The organism is Microbacterium sp. HMH0099 (assembly GCF_049384025.1).
Taxonomy (GTDB): domain Bacteria; phylum Actinomycetota; class Actinomycetes; order Actinomycetales; family Microbacteriaceae; genus Microbacterium.
The window spans coordinates 441595-460315 of record NZ_JBMRJR010000002.1 but is presented as its reverse complement, the minus strand read 5'-3'; the positions used below and the strand labels follow the sequence as shown (position 1 = coordinate 460315).

The following is an 18721-nucleotide window of genomic DNA, read 5'->3' as shown; positions in this document are numbered from 1 at the left end:
AATCGATCTCGTTCCACTTTGTCGAGTTGCGAGACATGAAACGTTGATTCCCAGATCACGGACGGACTGCTCCACACGGTTTCGCGGGTGACCAGACGCATTGGGGGACAGGGTGATTCCGGCGAGTGAGCAGCATAGACCCCACTGACACCTTCGGAGGATGAATGCTTCGGAGTTGATGTCCCGAAAGACGGCGCAATCTCCGCCTGCTCGGCGGGACCATTGTTTCAGGGGACGCTACAGCATGTGTGCCTGGGTGTGACTCACCCCGGTACGATCGGCGCATGCCGCCGTACGAGCCGATGATCCCCGACAGTCAACGACTCGGGGCCTCACAGGCGTACGACGGTGCCCTCACGGCGCACGTGCTCGACGAGGACAACAAACTGCGAGGGCGCACAACCTGGCCGCTCGTCGACGACCAGCCCGGCAAAGCACACTCATCGTCTCGTGGAGGCTCATCGACTCGTCCGCTGACCAGTGAAGAGGAGGAACATATCGAGGAGATCGCGGCCCTCGTCAACACGCTCATCGTCGCTGGATCTCGTTCAAGCTCTTCGCAATGCTCCCGCGCAGTTTCAAGGAGTGCACGCCCGTGGCTGAGTACTCGCCGGACTGGGCCATCGTTTGAGACGTTCACGGTGCGGAGCGGCTATATCTGGTTCGGAAACCAAGGACGAGGCGATGGCCGCAACGAGTGACACCCAACAGAAGACGACCATGATCAAGGTCGTCTACTTCGACGAGGAGTCCGCATCGGACTACCTGGATATCTCGGCGGGCGGGAAGTCCGCCGCGACGAGCGAGAACGTCAAGAATCGCACCACGAACCTCCACAGTGAGGTCGAGACGCGGCTGGCGGCGAAGTTCAGTTGGCTGCCATTCCTGGGCGGCTCCGCGGAAGTCGGCGGTGGCGTCGACATTTCCAGTGCCGGGCAGAGCATTCTTCGCAAGACGCTGTCCAACACGATCTTGACGGACTACCTCGCGAAGGCCGATGAGGACCCCCGTGTGGTTCAGCTGCGGGACCTTCGCGTGTCCGCTTCGAAGGACTCAATGGCGTTCATGAAGATGTTCACGCCATACATGGTGTTGCTCAAGATGGACGACCTGCCCATTGATCTGGCGCGGATGGATGATGTTCTTGCCGGGGCGAAGGGCTACTACGAACTGCTGGGGGAAGCGCCCGACGGTTCCAAGCGCGTGCTCCGTTTCAATATCAGGGCCTTCCGAAACAACTACGGTCTCACCGATCTGGGCCGCATGCGACTCGTGTTCCACGGCATCCTCGTCGGGCAGACGGCAGAGGCCGCGCTCACAATGCAGGAAGAGATGTCCGGCGGCGCGGACGGGGCAACCGTGACGGCGGTTGAACTCGTGGACGGCGTCGACACACACGCCGAAGAACAGCTGGACGTTTACGACGTCATTCTCGCCGGGGTCGAGCATGCCGGGTGATACCACTGTCACCATCTACTACGGGCCACTGTCGTGGTTCAAGGAGCGGCTCGGGAAGAAGAAGCATTCGGGATTACTCGACATCGTATACGAGCGTGATGAGGCGAACCGTCGCCATACCCACGTCGTGGAGGGACAGGAATCGTCCACGCCCAACGCCCCGGCACGGAGGACCAAGCGTGTCGTGGCCGAGTCCAGCGACTACGCCAGTCTCAACGAGCACGTCATCACCAACTTCGCTGGCCTCATTCGCTCCATCAATCCCAACCACCTACTCCTGCACAACCCGCCGGCGAACATGCACGCTCAACTCGCCCGGGCCCTTCCGACCACGGTGGAGCGATACGACTATCCCGCGATGACGCGCGACACACTCGTCCAGTTCCGAGACGGCTTCTCCAGCCATCTCGTCGGTCAGGCGGCGGTCAAAGAATCGCTCTTGGCCGCGCTTTACCCGCTGACTACACTCAAGCGCACCAAGCCTGTAGTGCTGATGTTCTATGGGCCCTCGGGAGTCGGGAAGACCGAGACCGCCCATTTCGTTAACGGCCTCCTCGGCGGCACCCTCCTACGCAAGCAGTTCTCCATGTTTCATAACGACAAGTTCGCGTCGTATCTCTTCGGTGGCACCCATTCGGAATCGTCCTTTGCGCGAGACCTGCTCGACCGAGAATCCGGCGTGATCCTGATCGACGAGTTTGACAAGGCAAATTCGGTCTTCCACAGCGCCTTCTATCAACTCTTCGACGGCGGTGTCTTCGAGGACAAGAACTACAGCGTTCGAATCGGTCCCTCACTCATAATCTGCACCTCCAACTACGGCACTGAGGATGAGATCCGAAAGGCCCTCGGGGATGCCCTCTACTCCCGATTCGACTCGCTCGTGTACTTTAAGCCGCTCACCAAACCGGAGATCAAGCAGGTCATCGACCGGCTCGTCGACGATCGCTACGGACAGCTCTCACTAGATGAGCAAGCTCGACTCACGCCCACCGAACTCAAGTCGGTCCTGTACCCCCTGGCCGACACATCCGGGAATGTACGCAAGCTCGGAAAACTCGTCGAAGAGGTCATCTCCCTCGTCCTCGTTCGAGCAATCCTGAGCGAAGTGCCCGCCACCGACACGCCCAACACGAAGGACCGAGCATGACGAGCGACGTGACACTGCCGGACCCTGAACCGGCGGCCACCGCGGAGACCACCGGGTCGGACGATATGGAGTTCATCGATCCTCGGGCCCTCCTCGCCGACTGGGCGAATACCAACGACGAGTGGGTCCGTCTTCTGGTGGCGGAGGTCATCGGCACAGGACGCGCGGTTGGTGCGGGCACGATAGAGAAGGCGTACCAGCTGTTCCGGCAGGAGAAAGCACTCGACAAGCGTGAACTCCCGGTCGTCGCGCAACTCGAGGTCGAGGCGCGTCAGGACGAGTCGGCACCTCCGTTGATGGTGACGCGTCTGTCCGAGGTTCACGGCGTCAACGCACTGGTGCCCGGCGCCATCATCGAGCCACACGAGGGGCTGACCATCCTCTACGGAGAGAACGGAACCGGCAAGACGGGCTACTCCCGCATCCTGAAGGCTCTCGCGAACAGTCGCACAGCAGACACAATCTTGGGCAACATCGACTCCGAACTCGCCGAAGCCCAGTCCGCAAAGCTCGAGTACAAGCTCGGCGACGATACTCACACGTTGGACTGGACAGGGGACCGCGGAGTCCCACCCTTCACACGCATATCGATCTTCGACAGCCCCGCGGTGACCACCCACGTCGACGATGACCTCGACTATGTGTACACTCCAGCGTCGCTCGCGCTGTTCAATCACGTTACCGCCGCGATCCAGGCGGTCGCTGCTCACATTGACGCGGCCACCAGTGCACTCGGCACCGGAAGTACTGGTCTCCTGTCCCGCTTCCAACGCGGGTCGAGCGTTTACCCGCTGATCGAAACACTCGGCGCATCCACCGATCTCACCACCCTCAAGGATCGCGTTCAGGCAGGCGAGAGGGCCGACAATCAGGTCGATGTTCTCACCCAGGCGGTGGCGGCCCTGCGCGCGAACACGATCGGCACTCAGATCGCAGCGCTCAAGGCGGAGCAGCGAGTTCTCACCCAAGCCTCCGCCGCTGCCCAGGCGCTCCTCGCATTCGATGCGACCGGCTACAACGTTGCGCTGGTGAGGCGTGCGCAACTCTCGACCGACTACGACACCTTTCGCGGCGAACTCTTCGCCGCCGCTGATCTTCCCGCAGATCCCGACGACACTTGGGGCGCGTTCATCGAGGCAGGGGACACGTACCGGGATCACCTCGTGGCTATCGGGGCGCACGACTCGCAGCGATGCCTGTACTGCCGCCAGCCCCTGCAGGAACCCGCGCGTGACCTCCTCGCGCGCTACTCGACGTATCTCGAAGATAAAATCTCCTCGGACATCCACGCCACTGACACCACGTTGGCGGCCTACAAGCGTCAGGCCGCAGGCATCCCGGGTAACGAACTCCTCGCCACTCTCGAGCAATACCGAGGCGGAGACGAGAAGCCGTCCTACTTCGCGCACCTCGAAGCGATCGAACACGCACGAAGCGCACTCGCCACCTCCGCCGTGGACAGCACACCCGCTAGCACTAATATCACCGACGCCCTCGCCACTCCCAAGCGCGACGTCGAGTCTGCGCTCGAGGCCGTCGAGGCCAGCATTGCCACGCTGGAAACACAGCAGCAGAACCGGACACAAGCCCTCGCCGAGAAGCAGGCCGAACTGCTGGAGCTTACCGCTGCGGTCGAGTTGGGCAAGTCTTGGCCTCTGATCGAGGCGCAGGTCAATAACGCTAAAGAGGCCGACCGGCTCAAGACGCTAAAGCGCCCGCTGGCGTCGCTGGGTCGCGCCGTCACCGAGCTGGCCAAGACGGCGAGCGACCAGCTCATCAACCAGAGCTTCGACGCGCTCTTCCTTGAGGAGTGCGGCGCGCTGCGGACGCCGCCCCTCAAGATCCAGTTCGTCGGACGCGAGGGCAAGGCGCAGCGCCGCAAAGTCATGAGCGGGAAGCACAAGCCGTCGAAGGTGTTGTCTGAGGGGGAGCAAAAGGTTCTCGCGCTGGCAGACTTCCTGGCCGAGGCGAGACTGGCGGGCATCACCGCGCCCGTGATCTTCGATGACCCCGTGTCTAGCCTTGATCACCGTCGGATCAACGAGGTCGCTCAGCGCATCGCCCGGCTCGCCGAAGATAACCAGGTCATCGTTTTTACCCACGACATCCTGTTCGCCACGACGCTGCTCGGCCTCTTCGAGAAGTCAAAGCGTTGCGTCTACTTCCAGATCACAGACGAGGGCGGCAAGGGCAAGATTACGAAGGCGACGGGGCCGCGCTGGGACACGCTCAGCGGTATCCGCGCAAGGATCAATGAGACGATCCAAGCCGCCAAACAGGTCGATGGTGAAGCTCGTGACGCCCTCATTCGTGTGGGGTACGGAGCGTTGCGGTCGTGGTGCGAGGTGTTCACCGAGACTGAGCTCCTCCAGGGCGTGACTCAGCGATATCAGCCAAACGTCGGCATGACGCGGCTTTCGAACATCAACACAGACAAGCTCAACGAGATCATTCCGAAGGTGACCGACATCTTCGAGGAGGCCTGTCGATACATTGACGGCCACTCCCAGCCGCTTGTCACGCTCGGGGTAAGCCCTACTCTCGCCGGCCTCGAACTGCACTGGGCCGACCTCCAGCAGCTCAAGAAGGTCAACGAAGGCAAGGGTTGACGATCCCATGGTCGCCGCTCAGACCCGCTCCGTCTGTCGGGTGTCGCAGTGCCGCCCAACTTCTCACACGCGAGCCAGATAAATCTCGTTGTTCACCGACTCGTCCCGGACCGTGGCCGGTTGCCGTTCGACTGCTGCGTGACCGGTTTCGATCCGGACTGGTGGTGCGACGGCGCGGCACTTCGAGGCCGCGAGTACCTCTCAATTTCTCGCGACGGCGTCGAGTTGGCACGAGCGGAGCTTGACCCACAGTCCACAGATGTCGACGAATATACGGGACTTGATCTACCCGCAACAGTCGTCAAGATCGAGTTTTTCGAGGTGCGTAAACAGCTTCGTGGTCGAGGTGTCGGACGATGGGCCGTCGCCGCTCTGATCCAGCATTACGAAGGTCCATGGTTCACGGTCGCGGCCGTCACGGCTGCTGGTTTCTGGACCTCGATCGGATGGACGGAGGCGCGGCATGCGGCGCGGCCCTGTTCGTCGACAGCCCGGTACCTCTTCAATGCCAACGCATTGCCATCTCTAGACCATGGCAGCGATCTCTGAGCACGAATCGTCCGGGTTCGGCGATGCCTCCACCGCAGACCCTGGCCCTCGCGGCCTGACCAACCGCTGTCGCCTATCAGTGCAGCAGGCCCGAGGTCGACGAACGTGTGATTCTCGACCTGATTTCGCATCAGCGGCTCCGGAATTGCCGGAACGCTCGCCTTCGGGCCGTCTCCCGCCTCGAATGTCGGTGGCCGCAGATACCGTGAGTGTGTGAACGTTCTGCAACCAGAGATGATTCTGCGGCTAGAGATCCTCTCGACGATCGCCGCAATCGCCGGCGAGTCGTCGAACGGTGACGCCGGCGGTCGAGCATTGCTGGACCGGCTCCCCGATCGACTCGGCGTGACTGCTGGTGCGCTGGAGGATCACGTGCGCCTTCTTGAGCGGCAAGGTTACGTCAAAGGCGTGTTTACGATGGGCGGGCTCGCGGCCGTATTCATTCGGCCGCTCGGCAAGGATGCGGCCGCGCAGTTTGAAAGGCAGCGCCGAGACCCGGTGCGGCGTCTCGTCGCCGTCCGCGACGACGTTCTACGGTGGGCGTACATCTCCGCCGAGCTGAACGGTGTCCCGCCGGAGACAGGCGACTACCTTGACACCCGCGCGGGCTACCTCGGGATCCCCTACACCGACGCGGAGGTGGAAGGTGCCGCAAGACGCCTCCGTACTGCGGAACTCATCAGCGCGGGCTCATGGGAGCTAACCAACGCCGGGCGACAGCTGGTGGAGGACGAAAGGTCTGTTCGCGACATTGACCGCGGCGACGTCCATCACACCACGCACATCAACGGCAGCACCAACGTGTCGATTGCAAGCTCGCACGTCACGCAGACTGCACACGTGCAGCCCCAATGGGCCGATGAGGTCACACGGCTGCTCGGGGTTGTCGAGCAGGCAGCTGTCGCTCTCCCTGACGAAATCGCTGGAGTGGTCACATCGCTAGTCCAGCAAACGCGAGGTGGGGTGGAACGGAGCGACCCCTCTTTAGCCAAGCGCGCACTGAACCGGATCGCGGACGTCCTCAGCGACTCCGCCGCAGGCGCTCTTGGCGGTCACTTGGCCACTCAGATCCCACAGGTTCTCGCGATGATGGGATGACTGACTGTGCTGTCATCGCTCGATGTCATCGACGCGTTCCTCACGGTTCGAGGTGAGACGAATTTCGCGACCGTGCCCGGCAGGGAACTCGACGAGTTCGGCGAGCGTGTCAGAGAGTTCTCCAGCGCGCACACCCCGGCCCTGGATCCGAACGCGCATCCGATTTACCTCGGGGGATGGCCGTCAGCAAACTTCGCACTCCTCGGTGGCGACATGATCTTGTCGAGCCTGCTGTACAGCGGGCAGGTTCTCGTGAACGATCCCATTGCCGACTGGTTCGCTACGGAGCAATACCGGAATGAACACATGCTGGGCGCGCGGAGAGGTTACTGCCACCCCGAGGACAACATGGAAGCTCGGATGCACCGCACCCGGGCGTACCTCAACACCATTCTCCCCAGTTTGGAGGCAATGCGTCCGTTGATCGAAGCAGGCATCGTCGTTCCCGTCGCCAGTGAGAGCTTCTTCTTCCGCGAACGCGCCGCCATCGACACCCTCCGGCGCGGGGTGACAGAACGCATCACGATCAATCCCGTCGAGTACGCGCACCGTTTCGCCGCTGGCGCGATTGCCACCGATGGGAACATGCGAGGCTACTTTACGATGGCGCCAGATCCCGACCCAAGTGAGCAGATCCGACGCGCGATGGGACATGGCATCCGCTACTTTGCCCGCGAGTACGCTCTCGCCAGCGCTTACGGCGTCACCTACACGGCCCCGTTTGCGCACGAGCGTTTCCTCTGCGAAAAGGGCATCAGCCCCATCGTTGGAAGCTCTACGCGGGTAGTCGAAGCTGTGCTCCGCTCCGGGCTACCAGAGTTCCATGGACTCACTCCGCGACTGGTCCGTGATATTCACGACGACGATGCCTTCGCGGATTTCCGGGCGAGGCTGCACGAGGTCTATCAACACACTCCGACCGGCGACAGTGCTGAGACAGACGCCTACGTCCGCGACCAAGAGAACGCTCTGCTGCGCCCGCTCATCCAGCGGGGGGAAAGGGCCGCCTCCGGCGGCTTCATCAGTCGGCTCGGCGGCGCGCTCTCCGGGAACAAATGGGGGATCGCTGCAGCGCTGGCAGCTGACCTGACCATAGGCACCGTCGGTGCCGCGACCGCAATCAACGTCGGTGGCGCGTTTCTCGACGACGCCGTCCGTCGTCGTCGGAAGGGCCCCCACCGCATCTGGTCATCCCTGGTCCGCCATAACCGTTCTGTGAACACGGAGTTGACCCACGTGGCACACCTCCCTGCCAGCGTGGCCGGTGTCCAAAAAATGGAGCCGGTGGAGCCCGACACGACCAAAGTGGGCCCCTGGGGCATACCAGCCGCGCCGTCCATGAGTTACGTCGTCACCGCCGGGGAACTGATCTGGGATGCCGACCCGCGCAATCTTGTGGAACCTGTCGTTGACGAGGAGCAGCGCGCACGCCTCGGTGTGTACGGCCAATGCCGGTGCGGTAGCGGGCGCAAGCACAAATTCTGCTGCGCCGGTCTGCGCTGAATGCTCGGCAGTGAACGGTCACGATGTGACATGGAAGCGCGTTGCTCCTTGCGCCGCGAACGCGAGATTCGCGACCGACGCTGGTGTCTGAAATGGTCTCAACCGCTGAGCCGGGGTCCGTCAGGTAGCTGCGGCCTCGTAGGCACGGACACCGCCCTGCCACGCTCTTGCATTCATAGCCGGACCAAGAGAGGCGATGTGTTCTCAGAGCTGCCTGAGTTCATGCGTGCGGGTGGGGGCCGGGATTGGCGATCTGGATTACCTTCTTCACCGTCGCCGGATCTCGTTTCAACTGACGGGCAATCTCGGCATACGTCGCACCAGCCAGGTATAGCTCTCGAGCCTTCGCTCGCTCCGCTTCAGTGATAGTGCGTCGCATGATGACGCCAGCGGTAGTCAGGTGCTGGGCGACGGTGTAGCGATGGATCCCGTACTTCCGGGCGAGCTCGTAGATGCCGAGACCGGACTTGTAGTCCGTGACGAGTTGCTCTCGGAGAGCAGGGGTGACCTGCTTTAGCTGCCGCGTTCCCGGTGGAATGTAGCGGACAGGTCGACGCAGTATCGTGGCAAGCTCGCCCCGCCGCAGTGCCTCGCGGAGCACCGCTAGAGGCCGCGAATTACTCGAAAGCGCTTCGTTTACGGCCACATCGCACGGCGTCTCTCCTTCGGGAGGGGCGCCGTTCCTCTTTCCCGACGGCACGCGTCGTGCAGGCCGCGTGTGCCGGGCTCCGGAGTTCCCGGGCCGGCGCGCGATCACCGCGGCGGGCACCGGCGGAATGCGACGATTCTCCGGAGCCCGGCCCGCGCGCGCGCGGAGCGTCCGCCGCATCCGGCTCCGCCGTCAGCCCTTCCGCACCGCGGACGGGGATGCCACGGGCGGGGCGACCGCCGGGTCGGTGTCCCGCAGCCCCAGCCGCGCCGTGGGGACGCGAGCGGTCTCCGGCGCGAACAGGGCGGCGATGCCGGAGACGACGATGATGCCGATCGTGAACCCTGCGACCGTGCCCCAGTCGCGCTCGTGTCCGGGCGCCGAGATGAGACCCTGCGCGATGGCCGGAGTGAACCCCGCCAGCACGAGGCCGAGCATCAGGCTCACCGCCATGCCGGTGAACCGGACGCGGGCGGGGAACTGCTCGGGGAAGTAGGCCGGGTAGAGCGCGTTCGACAGGGTGTAGGCCACCCCGATCACGAAGACGCTCAGCACCCACACGAGGGTCAGGTCGGCGGCATCCACCGCTCGGAGGAGCGCGGGCACGCTCACCGCCTGCAGGACGAGCCCCGCGAGGAACACGGGTTTGCGGCCGATGCGGTCCGCGAGGGCGGCGGCCGGCGGGCCGACCACGACGGCGACGAGGTTGGCGACGGTGATGATCGTCAACAGGTCCTGGCGAGGGATGCCGACGACCGTCGTCCCGTAGGCGAGGACGAACATGTTGACCATCGTGTTCACGCCGGTGAAGAGCGTCATCAGGGTGACGCGGACCACGGTGAGACCGTGGTGCCGCAAGAGCTCCCAGAGCGGGATCTTGACGACGTCCTCGGTCTCGCGGGTCTCCTCGAAGATCTCCGGCTCCTCGAGATGACGGCGCAGCGCGATCGCCAGGGCGGTGACCAGGACCGAGGCCCAGAACGGGACGCGCCACCCCCACGACAACAGGTCGGCCTCCGGCAACGAGGCGATCGGGATGAACACGAGGCTCGAGATGACGATGCCGAACATGACGCCGCTCATCGTCCAGCTGGTGTAGAACGCGCGGCGGCCGTCGGGAGCATGCTCCATCGTGAGCGCGCTCGACCCGGGCGACTCGCCGCCGGCCGATGCGCCCTGGACGAGCCGGAGCATCACGACGAGGATCGGCGCGGCGACGCCGATCGACTCCCACGTCGGCAGGCACCCGACGAGGAAGGTCGCCACGCCCATGATCCCGAGACAGGCGAGCAGGGCCCGCTTGCGGCCGAAGCGGTCGCCGACGTGGCCCCACAGCACCGCGCCGAACGGCCGGGCGACGTAGGCGACGCCCACGGTCGAGAAGGACAGCAGCGTGCTCACGCCGGGCTCGCCCTCGGGGAAGAACAGCCGCGGGAAGATCAAGGCCGCCGCCGAGGCGAAGATGAAGAAGTCGTAGTACTCCAGGGCGCTGCCGACGAAGCCGGACACAGCGGCGACGCGGGCGTTGTTCTTCGGTCGGGGGAGGGGTGTCGTCATCGACATGGCTCTCGCTTTCACTCGGAGGGTCGGCGGTGACCCGAGGGCAGCCTGGCCGATCCGCCGAGGGGCCCGGAGACGGTCCGCCATGCTTCGGACCCGGGATGCCACGAGCCACCTGGCATGTATGCATGCCAGCCCCGAGGCGCATTCACCTCCGCCTTCATCCGCTCGCGGGACCGCTTCACCTGACTTCTCCGGGCGCGCGCCCCGCCGAGCATCCTCATATGACGTTCCATGACTGCGACGGCCCCGCGTTCACCCGGCGACCGTACGCTCGCATCGGCGACGACCCCCGTCCCCATCTCTCGAGGAGGCCCCCGCATGTCCACTTCGTCCATCGCCGAGCAGGTCGACGAGTTCAACGTCGGCTTCGAGGCGCAGATCGGGCCGCGCCTGTCGGCCGTCTTCTCCGGCGAGCAGAACGACCTGCGCGCCGCCGGCGTCCCCGCCGACGTGGTGTCGGTCGGCGATGAGGTCCCGGATGCCGCCGTCCTCACCCCCGAGGGCGCCTCGACGACGTTCCACGAGGTGCTCGCCGGCAAGACGAGCGTCGTGGTCTTCTACCGCGGCGCCTGGTGCCCCTACTGCAACATCACCCTCCGCACCTACCAGGAGAAGCTCGTCCCGGCGCTCCAGGAGCGCGGCGCCCAGCTCGTCGCCGTGTCGCCGCAGACCCCCGAGGGGTCGGCGCAGGCCGTCGAGAACGGCTCGCTCGACTTCGCCGTCGTCTCCGACCCGGCCAACGCCCTCGCGTCGTCCCTCGGCATCGTGACCGAGCCCAGCGCCGAGGCGCGCAGCGCCCACACCGAGCTCGGCTTCGACGTCGCCGACAGCAACGCCGACGACACCGCCGCCATCCCGTTCCCCACCGTCCTCGTCGTCGACGAGCAGGGCGTCGTCCGCTTCGTCGACATCAAGGTGGACTACACCACGCGCACCGAGCCGGAGGAGATCCTCGGCGCGGTGGACGCCCTCGCCGTCTGACGGACGCCACGACGCCCCGTCCTCCGGCTCCGTGGGGCCAGGAGGACGGGGCGTCGCTGATGTGGGTCGATCCTGCCGAGGTGTGACCACGACTGAACTGCGGTGGACGGTTGCGATCTACTTGTAGTAGTTGAGTCCCCAGCCAGCATTGAAGAACTCGCTGATCGGCGCGTAGAGGACGTACTTGCTGCATTCGCGGCCATCGGCGTCCCCGGTGCAACTCTTGGAGTAATCTCTGATGCCGCTGATCACTCCGAAGGCGTAACGACCTTCGTCCGTGGCGGAGGAGATGACTGGTCCGCCACTGTCACCCTGACCGGCGGCAGGAACCCCCGTCGTTTGCCGGGTCAACGCAAGATCGTTGTAGCAGGGGAGCCCGCCGCCATAGCAGGCTGTTATGTTGACTTCCTCAATGCCCGTGTTGTCACCTGTCAACACGCCGGGCACCATGTACTCGCTACCGCTTTTGACGTAGGCGGCGGTGTCGCCGTAAGGCTCGCCCGCGGCGCCGAGTCCTTCGGAGAAGCTGCCGATGCCCCATCCGGTGCCGGTTCCGTAAAACCAATCTCGTTCGATCAGATGGGCTGCGTTGTGGGGGCTGCCTTGCTTCCAGCCACGTACCTAGGGGCCGGTCGATCCACCACCTAGGGACCGGGTGAAATCCCGTGCTGCCCTCCACCGCGGTCTCCGGGGACGGGGTGAATTGGTTTGACGCCGGGCGGGAGCGCGCGTCTACCCTTGGTCCGTCCAAAGGAGGCGTCGATGGCACGATGGCGTCTCATGACACGTCGGACGGTGATCTTCTCCGCGGGGGCGGCGCTGGTCTGCGTTCTCGTCGGGTGCACGGCACCCGCGCCCCTCCCCGGGCCGACCGTGCCGCCGTCGGCGGTGGCCCTGAACGTCGCGGGTCCCGACACGGAAGGGATCTCCGCGTTCTCGGACGGGGGCACCCTCTACGTGCTCGCTCCCGCATCGTCCGGGTGCACCTGGTCCGGAACGCTCCGCCCGTTATCGGGCGTTCACGGGGCCGTCGAGGTCGAGCTCGACCAGGCGACGCCGGAGGTCTGTGCCGCGAACTTCTTCGAGCAATCCCTGGCGTTCGAGACCGGTGTCGACCTCGCGGCGGGCGACACCGTCTTCGTGCACGTCGATCAACAGTTAAGGCGCCTCGGGCCGGCCCGGGAATGACGGATGCCTCGCCCTGCGCTCTCTGAGAGCAGGGTGAGGCATCCGTCGTTCGTCAGCTCTCCGGGGGTGAGGCGGGCTGGGGCGTTGCCCCGGCGCGGCCGAGGCGGGCGTGCGAGCGGGAGTACGCGAAATAGATCGCGAACCCGAGCGCCAGCCAGATGAGGAACCGCAGCCAGGTCTCCACCGACAGGTTCAGCATCAGGTAGGTGCAGATCGCCGCGGACAGGATCGGCAGGACCGGGCTGAACGGCACGCGGAAGCCGCGCGGCAGGTCGGGACGCTTGCGGCGCAGCACGATGACACCGACCGAGACGAGCACGAACGCGGAGAGCGTCCCGATGTTGACCATCTCCTCCAGGATGCCGACGGGGGTGACGCCCGCCACCACCGCGACGATCGCGGTGACCACGATCGAGATGACCCACGGCGTCCGGAAGCGCGGGTGGACCTTCGCCAGGCCCTGCGGCAGCAGGCCGTCGCGCGACATCGCAAAGATGATGCGGGTCGCACCGATCATCAGGGTCAGCACGACGGTCGTGAGACCGGCGACCGCACCCGCCGCGATGATGGTGGCCATCCAGGTCTGCCCGTGGAAGGCGAAGGCGTTGGCGAGGGCGGCGCTCGGGTCGAGGTCCTGGTACGAGACCATCCCCGTCACGACGATGGCCACGGCGCAGTAGAGGACCGTGCAGATGACCAGCGACGCGATGATCCCGATCGGCAGGTCGCGCTGGGGGCGCTTGGTCTCCTCCGCCGTCGTCGCGACGACGTCGAACCCGATGTAGGCGAAGAACACGAGCGCGGCCCCCGCGAGGATGCCGCCGACGCCGAACGTCGCCGGCTCCAGGCCGGACAGGAACTGCAGCAGCGGCTGGGTCAGGTCGGATGCCGTCTCCGTCGGGGCGGACGGCGGCACGAAAGGCGTGTAATTCGCGGGATTCACGAACATGATGCCCGCAACGATCACGAAAAGGACGATGAAGAGCTTCACGGCGACCAGCGCCATGTTGACGCGGAGGGATTCCTTGATGCCGATCGTCATGAGACCACCGAGAACGAGGACGAGAAGGATCGCGGGAAGATCGACGACTCCGCCGGAGCTCACCGCTTGCGGCAGAACGACTCCGAGCTGCTCGAAGAACGCGCTCAGATAAGCGCTCCATCCCTGCGCGACGACACTCGCCCCGAGGAACATCTCGAGGATGAGATCCCACCCGATGATCCAGGCGAAGAGCTCGCCGAGGGATGCGTATGAGAATGTGTACGCCGACCCCGAGACGGGCACGGTCGAGGCGAATTCGGCATAACACATCGCGGCCAGCCCGCACGCGATCGCGGCGACGATGAAGCTGATGACGACGGCGGGGCCGGCGACCTCGTGGGCGGCGCGGCCCGTGAGCGTGAAGATACCGGCCCCGATGACGACGCCGACACCGAACACGGTGAGGTCGAGGGCGCTCAAGGACTTCTTGAGCCGGAACTCCGGATCGGTCGTGTCGGCGATGGACTGCTCCACCGATTTGGTCCGCAAAAGGCTCATGCGGCGCCCTCCTTGTCAGCGGCGTTCGGGAGGAACGCCATCCGGGAGGATAGTCCCGCCCGCCCGTCGATGCACACCGCTGCAGCGGCACGGTGGTGCGCCGGGGGAGGAACGCAGGCCGGGTGTAGGGTTTTGCGCACTATGGCAACCAAGCTCATCGCGCATCTGGTGGACGACCTCGACGGCACGGTCCTCGACGAAGGCGAGGGGACGCAGATGACGTTCTCCATCGACGGGCGCGATTACGAGATCGACCTCTCACGACGGAATGCCGACAAGTTCTACCGCGCTCTCACGCCTTTCGTCGATGCGGCACGGCCCGCCCGCTCGGCCGCCCCTTCCGGTCGTTCCGGAACGCGGGAGCCGCGAGGGAGCAGCGGTCTCGACCTCGGCGCCGTGCGCGAATGGGCGCGCGCCCAGGGAATGACCGTGAATGACCGCGGCCGTCTGCCCGCGACCGTGATCGAGGCGTATTCCGCCGCGAATTCCTGATCGCGCGGCTGCGTAATCCTCGGACTGTTTCGCGAATTGGACTGTTCTGACGGGTGATAAAGCGGGTGAATTCTATACCTGCGGCGGGGGAGTGCTTCTCAGGGGTGCATTTATCCCTATCATTGGTTACATGGCCAAGAAGCACATCACCCAGCTCATCGACGATCTCGATGGTTCCGTCCTCGATGAGGGGACCACGGTTCATTTCTCCCTCGAGGGCCGCGCCTACGAGATCGACCTTTCCGACGAGAATGCGAAGAAGCTCCGCGACGCATTCGAGCCCTTCGTCTCCGCCGGCCGCGCCGTCGGATCCGCCGGGGGCTCGACGCGCCGCCCGGGTCGTCCTCGCTCGGCAGGGTCGTCCCGTGACCTCGGCGCGGTCCGCGCGTGGGCCGAGGAGAACGGCCACCAGGTGAACTCGCGCGGCCGCATCCCCGCGAACATCCTCGAGGCCTACGACGCCGCGAACTGATCGCACAGCGAAGCGCCCGAACGTCCCCACAACGTCCGGGCGCTTCGTCGTCGGTCGACGTGGGCGGTGCCGCTGTCGACGTCCGGCTCAGACGAGCGCGGCGTTCGCGGCGCCGACGCTGAGGCGCTCGGCGGCGATACTCTCGGCCGCGGCGAGCGGAGTCACTCCTCGGCTCTCCGCCTCGTCGAAGACACGACGCACGGTGTCGCCGATCCCGGCCACGCGCCCCATGATCTCGTCACGACTGCCGAGCTGCTTCGCGACGAGATCGAGGTAGATGACACCGCCCGCGTTCACGACGAAGTCGGGCGCGTACAGGATGCCGCGACCCGCCAGCCGGTCGGCTCCCGACCGGTCGGCGAGCGGGTTGTTCGCCGGTCCGCAGACGGCGCGCGCGTCCAGCGCGTCGATGACCTCGTCGGTGAGGACCCCGCCGATGCCGGCCGGGACGAAGACGTCGGCCGAGACCAGGTGCGCCTCGCCCGGCTCGACCCAGGCCGCGCCCAGCTGAGCGGCGAGAGCGCGCTTGGCGGGGTTCACGTCCGTGACGGTCAGGGCGGCGTGCTCGGCGGTGAGACGCTCGGCGAGTCGGCTGCCGACCTGTCCCAGGCCGGCGATGGTGATCCGGCGGCCCGCCACGTCGCCGCTGCCCGTGACGCGCTCGAGCGTGGCGACGAGCGAGGCGTAGACGCCGAGGCTCGTGGGGCCGGCCGGCTCGCCCGAACCGCCGACGGCATCGGGGAGGCCGACGACGTGCGCCGTGCGCTCGCTGACGACAAGCATGTCGTCCGTGGTCGAGCCGACGTCCTCCGCCGTCCGGTACAGGCCGCCGAGGCTCTCGACGGCGTCGCCGAGATCGAGGAACGCGGCGCGACGACGGTCGGCATCCAGCTCGGTGCCGAGGGGCAGCCCGATGACGGCCTTCCCGCCGCCCGCGTCGAGCCCCGCGGCGGCGTTCTTCAACGTCATCGCCGCAGACAGCCGCAGTGCGTCGCCGAGGGCGTCGCTCCAGGTGGGATAGGTCCACAGACGGGCGCCGCCGAGGGCGGAGCCGAGCACCGAGGAGTGGAGGGCGACGGCGATGAACAGACCGCTGCGTCGTCCCGTGATCACCTCCACGCGCTCGTGGGAGAAATCGGGCAGGGGCAGGGCGTTGGTCATCGCGATCCTCGTGTTCGGCCGCCTTGTGGGCGGCTCTGCGGCGGTGCCGCGGCGTTGCGGCATCCATCGTCCATTCTGACGCGTCGCGTCGGCGCGCGCGAGTGGCCCCGGGGCCACCTGCGGCGCCCCGGGGCCACTCGGATGCACCGGCCTCGGCCGTGCAGCGCCGTCCGGTCTCGGTCGCGCGAGTGGCCCCGGGGCCACCTGCGGCGCCCCGGGGCCACTCGCATCCACCCGCGACGACCGTGCACAGCACCCGCGGCGCCCCGGGGCCCCTCGCATCCACCCGCGACGACCGAGCGCGCGAGCCGGCCACCGCCGCGCGCGTCAGGACCGCGGGGCGGACTCCAGCGCCGTCCGACACACCACGGCGGCTGCGGCCGACCACGCCTGCGGGCGGCAGGCGGCCGGGTACGGCGTGGGCACGGAGGACTGCGCGCGGGGGTCGCCGGAATGCAGCTCGGGCACGCGGAAGGCGAAGCCCTCGGCGGCATCCAGGAGTCCCTCGACCACCTGGCGGGCCGGAGCGTCCAGGCCCGCGCGCAGCATGCCGTGGACGGCGATGGCGGTGTCGTGCACCCACACGCTGCCCCCGTGGTACGACAGCGGCCAGTATCCCGCGGCGCCGGTGGACATCGTGCGGATGCCGTACCCGCTCGACATCGACGGGTCGAGGAGCAGCGTCGCGACGTGCGCCTCGTCGTCGGCGGACAGGATCCCCGTCCCGATCAGGTGTCCGATGTTGCTGGTGAGCGTGTCGACCGGGCGCTTGTCCCGGTCCAGCGCCACGGCGGGGTAGCGCCCCTCGGGGGTCTCCACCCAGTACGCGGCGGCGAAGCGCTCCCGCAGATCGGCCGCCCATTCCCGCCAGGTCGCCGCCTCGGTGGCATCCGCCGCATCTCCGAAGCGCTCGAGAAGGTCCGCGCCGGACAGGGCGGCCTCGTAGGCGTACGCCTGCACCTCGCACAGTGCGATCGGTCCGTCGGCGAGGCGGCCGTCGCGCCATTGGATGGAGTCGCCGGAGTCCTTCCAGCCCTGGTTCGCCAGGCCGGTGCCGAGGCGGTCGATGTAGTCGAGGAAGCCGTCCCCGTCGCTGTCGCCGCTGTCGCGGATCCAGCCGAGGGCGGCGCGGAGCGCGGGAAGGAGCTCGCGGACCTCCTCGTCCGGCATACCGGCACGCCAGGCGTCGGCGAGCAGGCAGATCCACAGGGGGGTCGAGTCGACGCTGCCGTAGTACTTCGGCGGCAGCACGATGCCCTCGCCCGGGATCTCCAGGGCCGACGCCCGCAGCTCGTGCAGGATCTTGCCGGGCTCCTGGGCGGTCTGCGCGTCGTCCTCGGTCGCCTGCAGCCGGGCGAGCACGCGGAGAGTGGATGCCGCGATCTCGCGGTCCAGGGGCAGGGCGAGGCGCGCGGCCCAGAGCGAGTCGCGGCCGAAGAGGGTGAAGAACCACGGCGCCCCGGCGGCGAAGAACTCGTCGCGCGGGTCCTCGGGCAGGACGAGACGCAGCGCGTCGAGATCGCCGAGCGCCCGCTCGAGCCACCGCGCGAGGCGGGGATCGGGGGCTGCGGCGGCGACGGCGGCGGCATCCCACCGCGGGGCGGCGGTGGCCCCGCCTACGACGAGGGCGTCGTCGTGAAGTGTGAGGGTGAAGCCGATCTCCGCGGTGCCGAACGCGGGGACGTCGACGTCCCAGCTCACCTCGATCCCGTCGGTTCCGGATGCCACCCGCCCGCGCGGCGCGACGAGCTCGAGGCCCTGCGCTCCGGCCGCGAGCCGGATCACGTCGTTCCCCGCGTCGGACGCGGCGGGGCGGGGGCGCGCGTGCCCGGACTTCACTTCGTGGAGCTGCGCGAACTCGGGGGTGAGCGTCAGGCGGAGGGTCGTCGACACGGGCTCGGCGACGCGGGAGCGCAGCGTCCACGTCTCGCTGACGCGGCCGTCGGCGACGCGGCGGTCGCGCAGCAGCCGCAGCTTCGGGTCGGGGGTGGGGTCGTCGAGGCCGCGCAGCAGACCGCCGAAGACGATGCGGGAAGGGCCGTCGGGGGCCGCGGAGATCCATTCGACGGCCGACCCGTCGCACGAGAGGGCCATCGCCCGGACGTGCCGGACGTCACCGTGGTACACCCCGTGCACGGCCGCGGAACCGATGTCGCCCGTGTGATCGGACCAGACCTGCGTCGGGGCGCGGAGGACGATGACGGCGTCGTTCAGCAGGGGCTGCAGGGGAGCGGGGTCGGAGGCGGTCTCGACGGACGAGACGGCGGGTGCGGTGGTCATGCGGCGGAGGCTCCTCGGGGGACGGTCG

The 18721-nt window shown here is 66.7% G+C and carries 17 protein-coding genes; 11 read left to right on the top strand and 6 right to left on the bottom strand.

All coding sequences use genetic code 11. The annotated features are described in order from the left end of the window. The first annotated feature begins 541 nt into the window (after positions 1–541). The 7 genes from ACO03V_RS05910 to ACO03V_RS05880 all read left to right on the top strand — a co-directional run bounded on the left by ACO03V_RS05910 (position 542) and on the right by ACO03V_RS05880 (position 8367). Positions 542–631 carry a hypothetical protein gene (locus tag ACO03V_RS05910; RefSeq protein WP_423137128.1) on the top strand — a complete coding sequence of 30 codons (90 nt, stop codon included), beginning with the start codon at positions 542–544 and terminating at the stop codon, positions 629–631. A gap of 89 nt (positions 632–720) precedes the next feature. After that, complete coding sequence (locus tag ACO03V_RS05905) at positions 721–1458, top strand: DUF6414 family protein (protein ID WP_423136947.1); 738 nt, start codon at positions 721–723, stop codon at positions 1456–1458. Then, positions 1448–2608 carry an AAA family ATPase gene (locus ACO03V_RS05900; protein WP_423136946.1) on the top strand — a complete coding sequence of 387 codons (1161 nt, stop codon included), beginning with the start codon at positions 1448–1450 and terminating at the stop codon, positions 2606–2608. Before ACO03V_RS05905 ends, ACO03V_RS05900 begins: the two co-directional genes overlap by 11 nt. Continuing rightward, positions 2605–5217 (top strand): AAA family ATPase, encoded by a 2613-nt coding sequence (locus ACO03V_RS05895; RefSeq protein WP_423136945.1) that lies wholly within the window; start codon positions 2605–2607, stop codon positions 5215–5217. The genes ACO03V_RS05900 and ACO03V_RS05895 overlap by 4 nt, the downstream gene beginning before the upstream one ends. A gap of 138 nt (positions 5218–5355) precedes the next feature. Beyond that, entirely contained in the window at positions 5356–5766 is a 411-nt protein-coding gene (locus ACO03V_RS05890) for a hypothetical protein (RefSeq protein WP_423136944.1), read from the top strand. 213 nt (positions 5767–5979) lie between these two features. After that, complete coding sequence (locus tag ACO03V_RS05885) at positions 5980–6864, top strand: hypothetical protein (RefSeq protein WP_423136943.1); 885 nt, start codon at positions 5980–5982, stop codon at positions 6862–6864. 6 nt (positions 6865–6870) lie between these two features. Beyond that, a complete protein-coding gene (locus ACO03V_RS05880) occupies positions 6871–8367 on the top strand; it encodes a hypothetical protein (RefSeq protein ID WP_423136942.1) in 1497 nt (498 codons plus the stop codon). Positions 8368–8587: 220 nt separating this feature from the next. Here ACO03V_RS05880 and ACO03V_RS05875 read toward each other — a convergent pair whose 3' ends face one another. Then, positions 8588–8968, bottom strand: a complete 381-nt coding sequence (locus tag ACO03V_RS05875; RefSeq protein WP_423136941.1) for a helix-turn-helix domain-containing protein — start codon at positions 8966–8968, stop codon at positions 8588–8590. A gap of 240 nt (positions 8969–9208) precedes the next feature. Next, positions 9209–10573 carry an MFS transporter gene (locus tag ACO03V_RS05870; protein WP_423136940.1) on the bottom strand — a complete coding sequence of 455 codons (1365 nt, stop codon included), beginning with the start codon at positions 10571–10573 and terminating at the stop codon, positions 9209–9211. Positions 10574–10897: 324 nt separating this feature from the next. On the opposite strand from ACO03V_RS05870, the gene ACO03V_RS05865 reads away from it, so the two are divergent. Further along, positions 10898–11560, top strand: a complete 663-nt coding sequence (locus ACO03V_RS05865) for a peroxiredoxin-like family protein (RefSeq protein WP_367726265.1) — start codon at positions 10898–10900, stop codon at positions 11558–11560. Between the two features lie 117 nt (positions 11561–11677). Here ACO03V_RS05865 and ACO03V_RS05860 read toward each other — a convergent pair whose 3' ends face one another. Continuing rightward, on the bottom strand, positions 11678–12007 hold the full coding sequence (locus tag ACO03V_RS05860; RefSeq protein WP_423136939.1) for a hypothetical protein: 330 nt from the start codon (positions 12005–12007) through the stop codon (positions 11678–11680). A 315-nt stretch (positions 12008–12322) separates the two neighbouring features. Here ACO03V_RS05860 and ACO03V_RS05855 point away from each other — a divergent pair, with 315 nt between their 5' ends. Then, the gene (locus ACO03V_RS05855; protein WP_367726267.1) at positions 12323–12748 is read left to right on the top strand and encodes a hypothetical protein; all 426 of its coding nucleotides are present in this window, start codon (positions 12323–12325) and stop codon (positions 12746–12748) included. Positions 12749–12800: 52 nt separating this feature from the next. Here ACO03V_RS05855 and ACO03V_RS05850 read toward each other — a convergent pair whose 3' ends face one another. After that, positions 12801–14288 carry an amino acid permease gene (locus tag ACO03V_RS05850; protein ID WP_423136938.1) on the bottom strand — a complete coding sequence of 496 codons (1488 nt, stop codon included), beginning with the start codon at positions 14286–14288 and terminating at the stop codon, positions 12801–12803. 141 nt (positions 14289–14429) lie between these two features. Between ACO03V_RS05850 and ACO03V_RS05845 the strand changes: the two genes are divergently transcribed. Both ACO03V_RS05845 and ACO03V_RS05840 read left to right on the top strand, forming a co-directional pair. Continuing rightward, positions 14430–14780, top strand: coding sequence for a histone-like nucleoid-structuring protein Lsr2 (locus tag ACO03V_RS05845; RefSeq protein WP_367726269.1), 351 nt, complete (start codon positions 14430–14432; stop codon positions 14778–14780). Between the two features lie 130 nt (positions 14781–14910). After that, positions 14911–15252 carry a histone-like nucleoid-structuring protein Lsr2 gene (locus ACO03V_RS05840; RefSeq protein WP_367726270.1) on the top strand — a complete coding sequence of 114 codons (342 nt, stop codon included), beginning with the start codon at positions 14911–14913 and terminating at the stop codon, positions 15250–15252. 87 nt (positions 15253–15339) lie between these two features. On the opposite strand, the gene ACO03V_RS05835 is transcribed toward ACO03V_RS05840, so the two are convergent. Both ACO03V_RS05835 and ACO03V_RS05830 read right to left on the bottom strand, forming a co-directional pair. Continuing rightward, on the bottom strand, positions 15340–16413 hold the full coding sequence (locus ACO03V_RS05835; RefSeq protein ID WP_423136937.1) for a Glu/Leu/Phe/Val dehydrogenase dimerization domain-containing protein: 1074 nt from the start codon (positions 16411–16413) through the stop codon (positions 15340–15342). Positions 16414–16740: 327 nt separating this feature from the next. Beyond that, positions 16741–18693, bottom strand: a complete 1953-nt coding sequence (locus tag ACO03V_RS05830) for a glycogen debranching N-terminal domain-containing protein (RefSeq protein WP_423136936.1) — start codon at positions 18691–18693, stop codon at positions 16741–16743. Positions 18694–18721: the final 28 nt, after the last annotated feature.

Bases quoted from the DNA above. Each gene is read 5' to 3' on its own strand.
- ACO03V_RS05870 (WP_423136940.1), bottom strand. From the start codon at position 10,573: ATGACGACACCCCTCCCCCGACCGAAGAACAACGCCCGCGTCGCCGCT.
- ACO03V_RS05900 (WP_423136946.1), top strand. From the start codon at position 1,448: ATGCCGGGTGATACCACTGTCACCATCTACTACGGGCCACTGTCGTGG.
- ACO03V_RS05905 (WP_423136947.1), top strand. From the start codon at position 721: ATGATCAAGGTCGTCTACTTCGACGAGGAGTCCGCATCGGACTACCTG.
- ACO03V_RS05855 (WP_367726267.1), top strand. From the start codon at position 12,323: ATGGCACGATGGCGTCTCATGACACGTCGGACGGTGATCTTCTCCGCG.
- ACO03V_RS05865 (WP_367726265.1), top strand. From the start codon at position 10,898: ATGTCCACTTCGTCCATCGCCGAGCAGGTCGACGAGTTCAACGTCGGC.
- ACO03V_RS05835 (WP_423136937.1), bottom strand. From the start codon at position 16,413: ATGACCAACGCCCTGCCCCTGCCCGATTTCTCCCACGAGCGCGTGGAG.
- ACO03V_RS05895 (WP_423136945.1), top strand. From the start codon at position 2,605: ATGACGAGCGACGTGACACTGCCGGACCCTGAACCGGCGGCCACCGCG.
- ACO03V_RS05850 (WP_423136938.1), bottom strand. From the start codon at position 14,288: ATGAGCCTTTTGCGGACCAAATCGGTGGAGCAGTCCATCGCCGACACG.
- ACO03V_RS05845 (WP_367726269.1), top strand. From the start codon at position 14,430: ATGGCAACCAAGCTCATCGCGCATCTGGTGGACGACCTCGACGGCACG.
- ACO03V_RS05830 (WP_423136936.1), bottom strand. From the start codon at position 18,693: ATGACCACCGCACCCGCCGTCTCGTCCGTCGAGACCGCCTCCGACCCC.
- ACO03V_RS05840 (WP_367726270.1), top strand. From the start codon at position 14,911: ATGGCCAAGAAGCACATCACCCAGCTCATCGACGATCTCGATGGTTCC.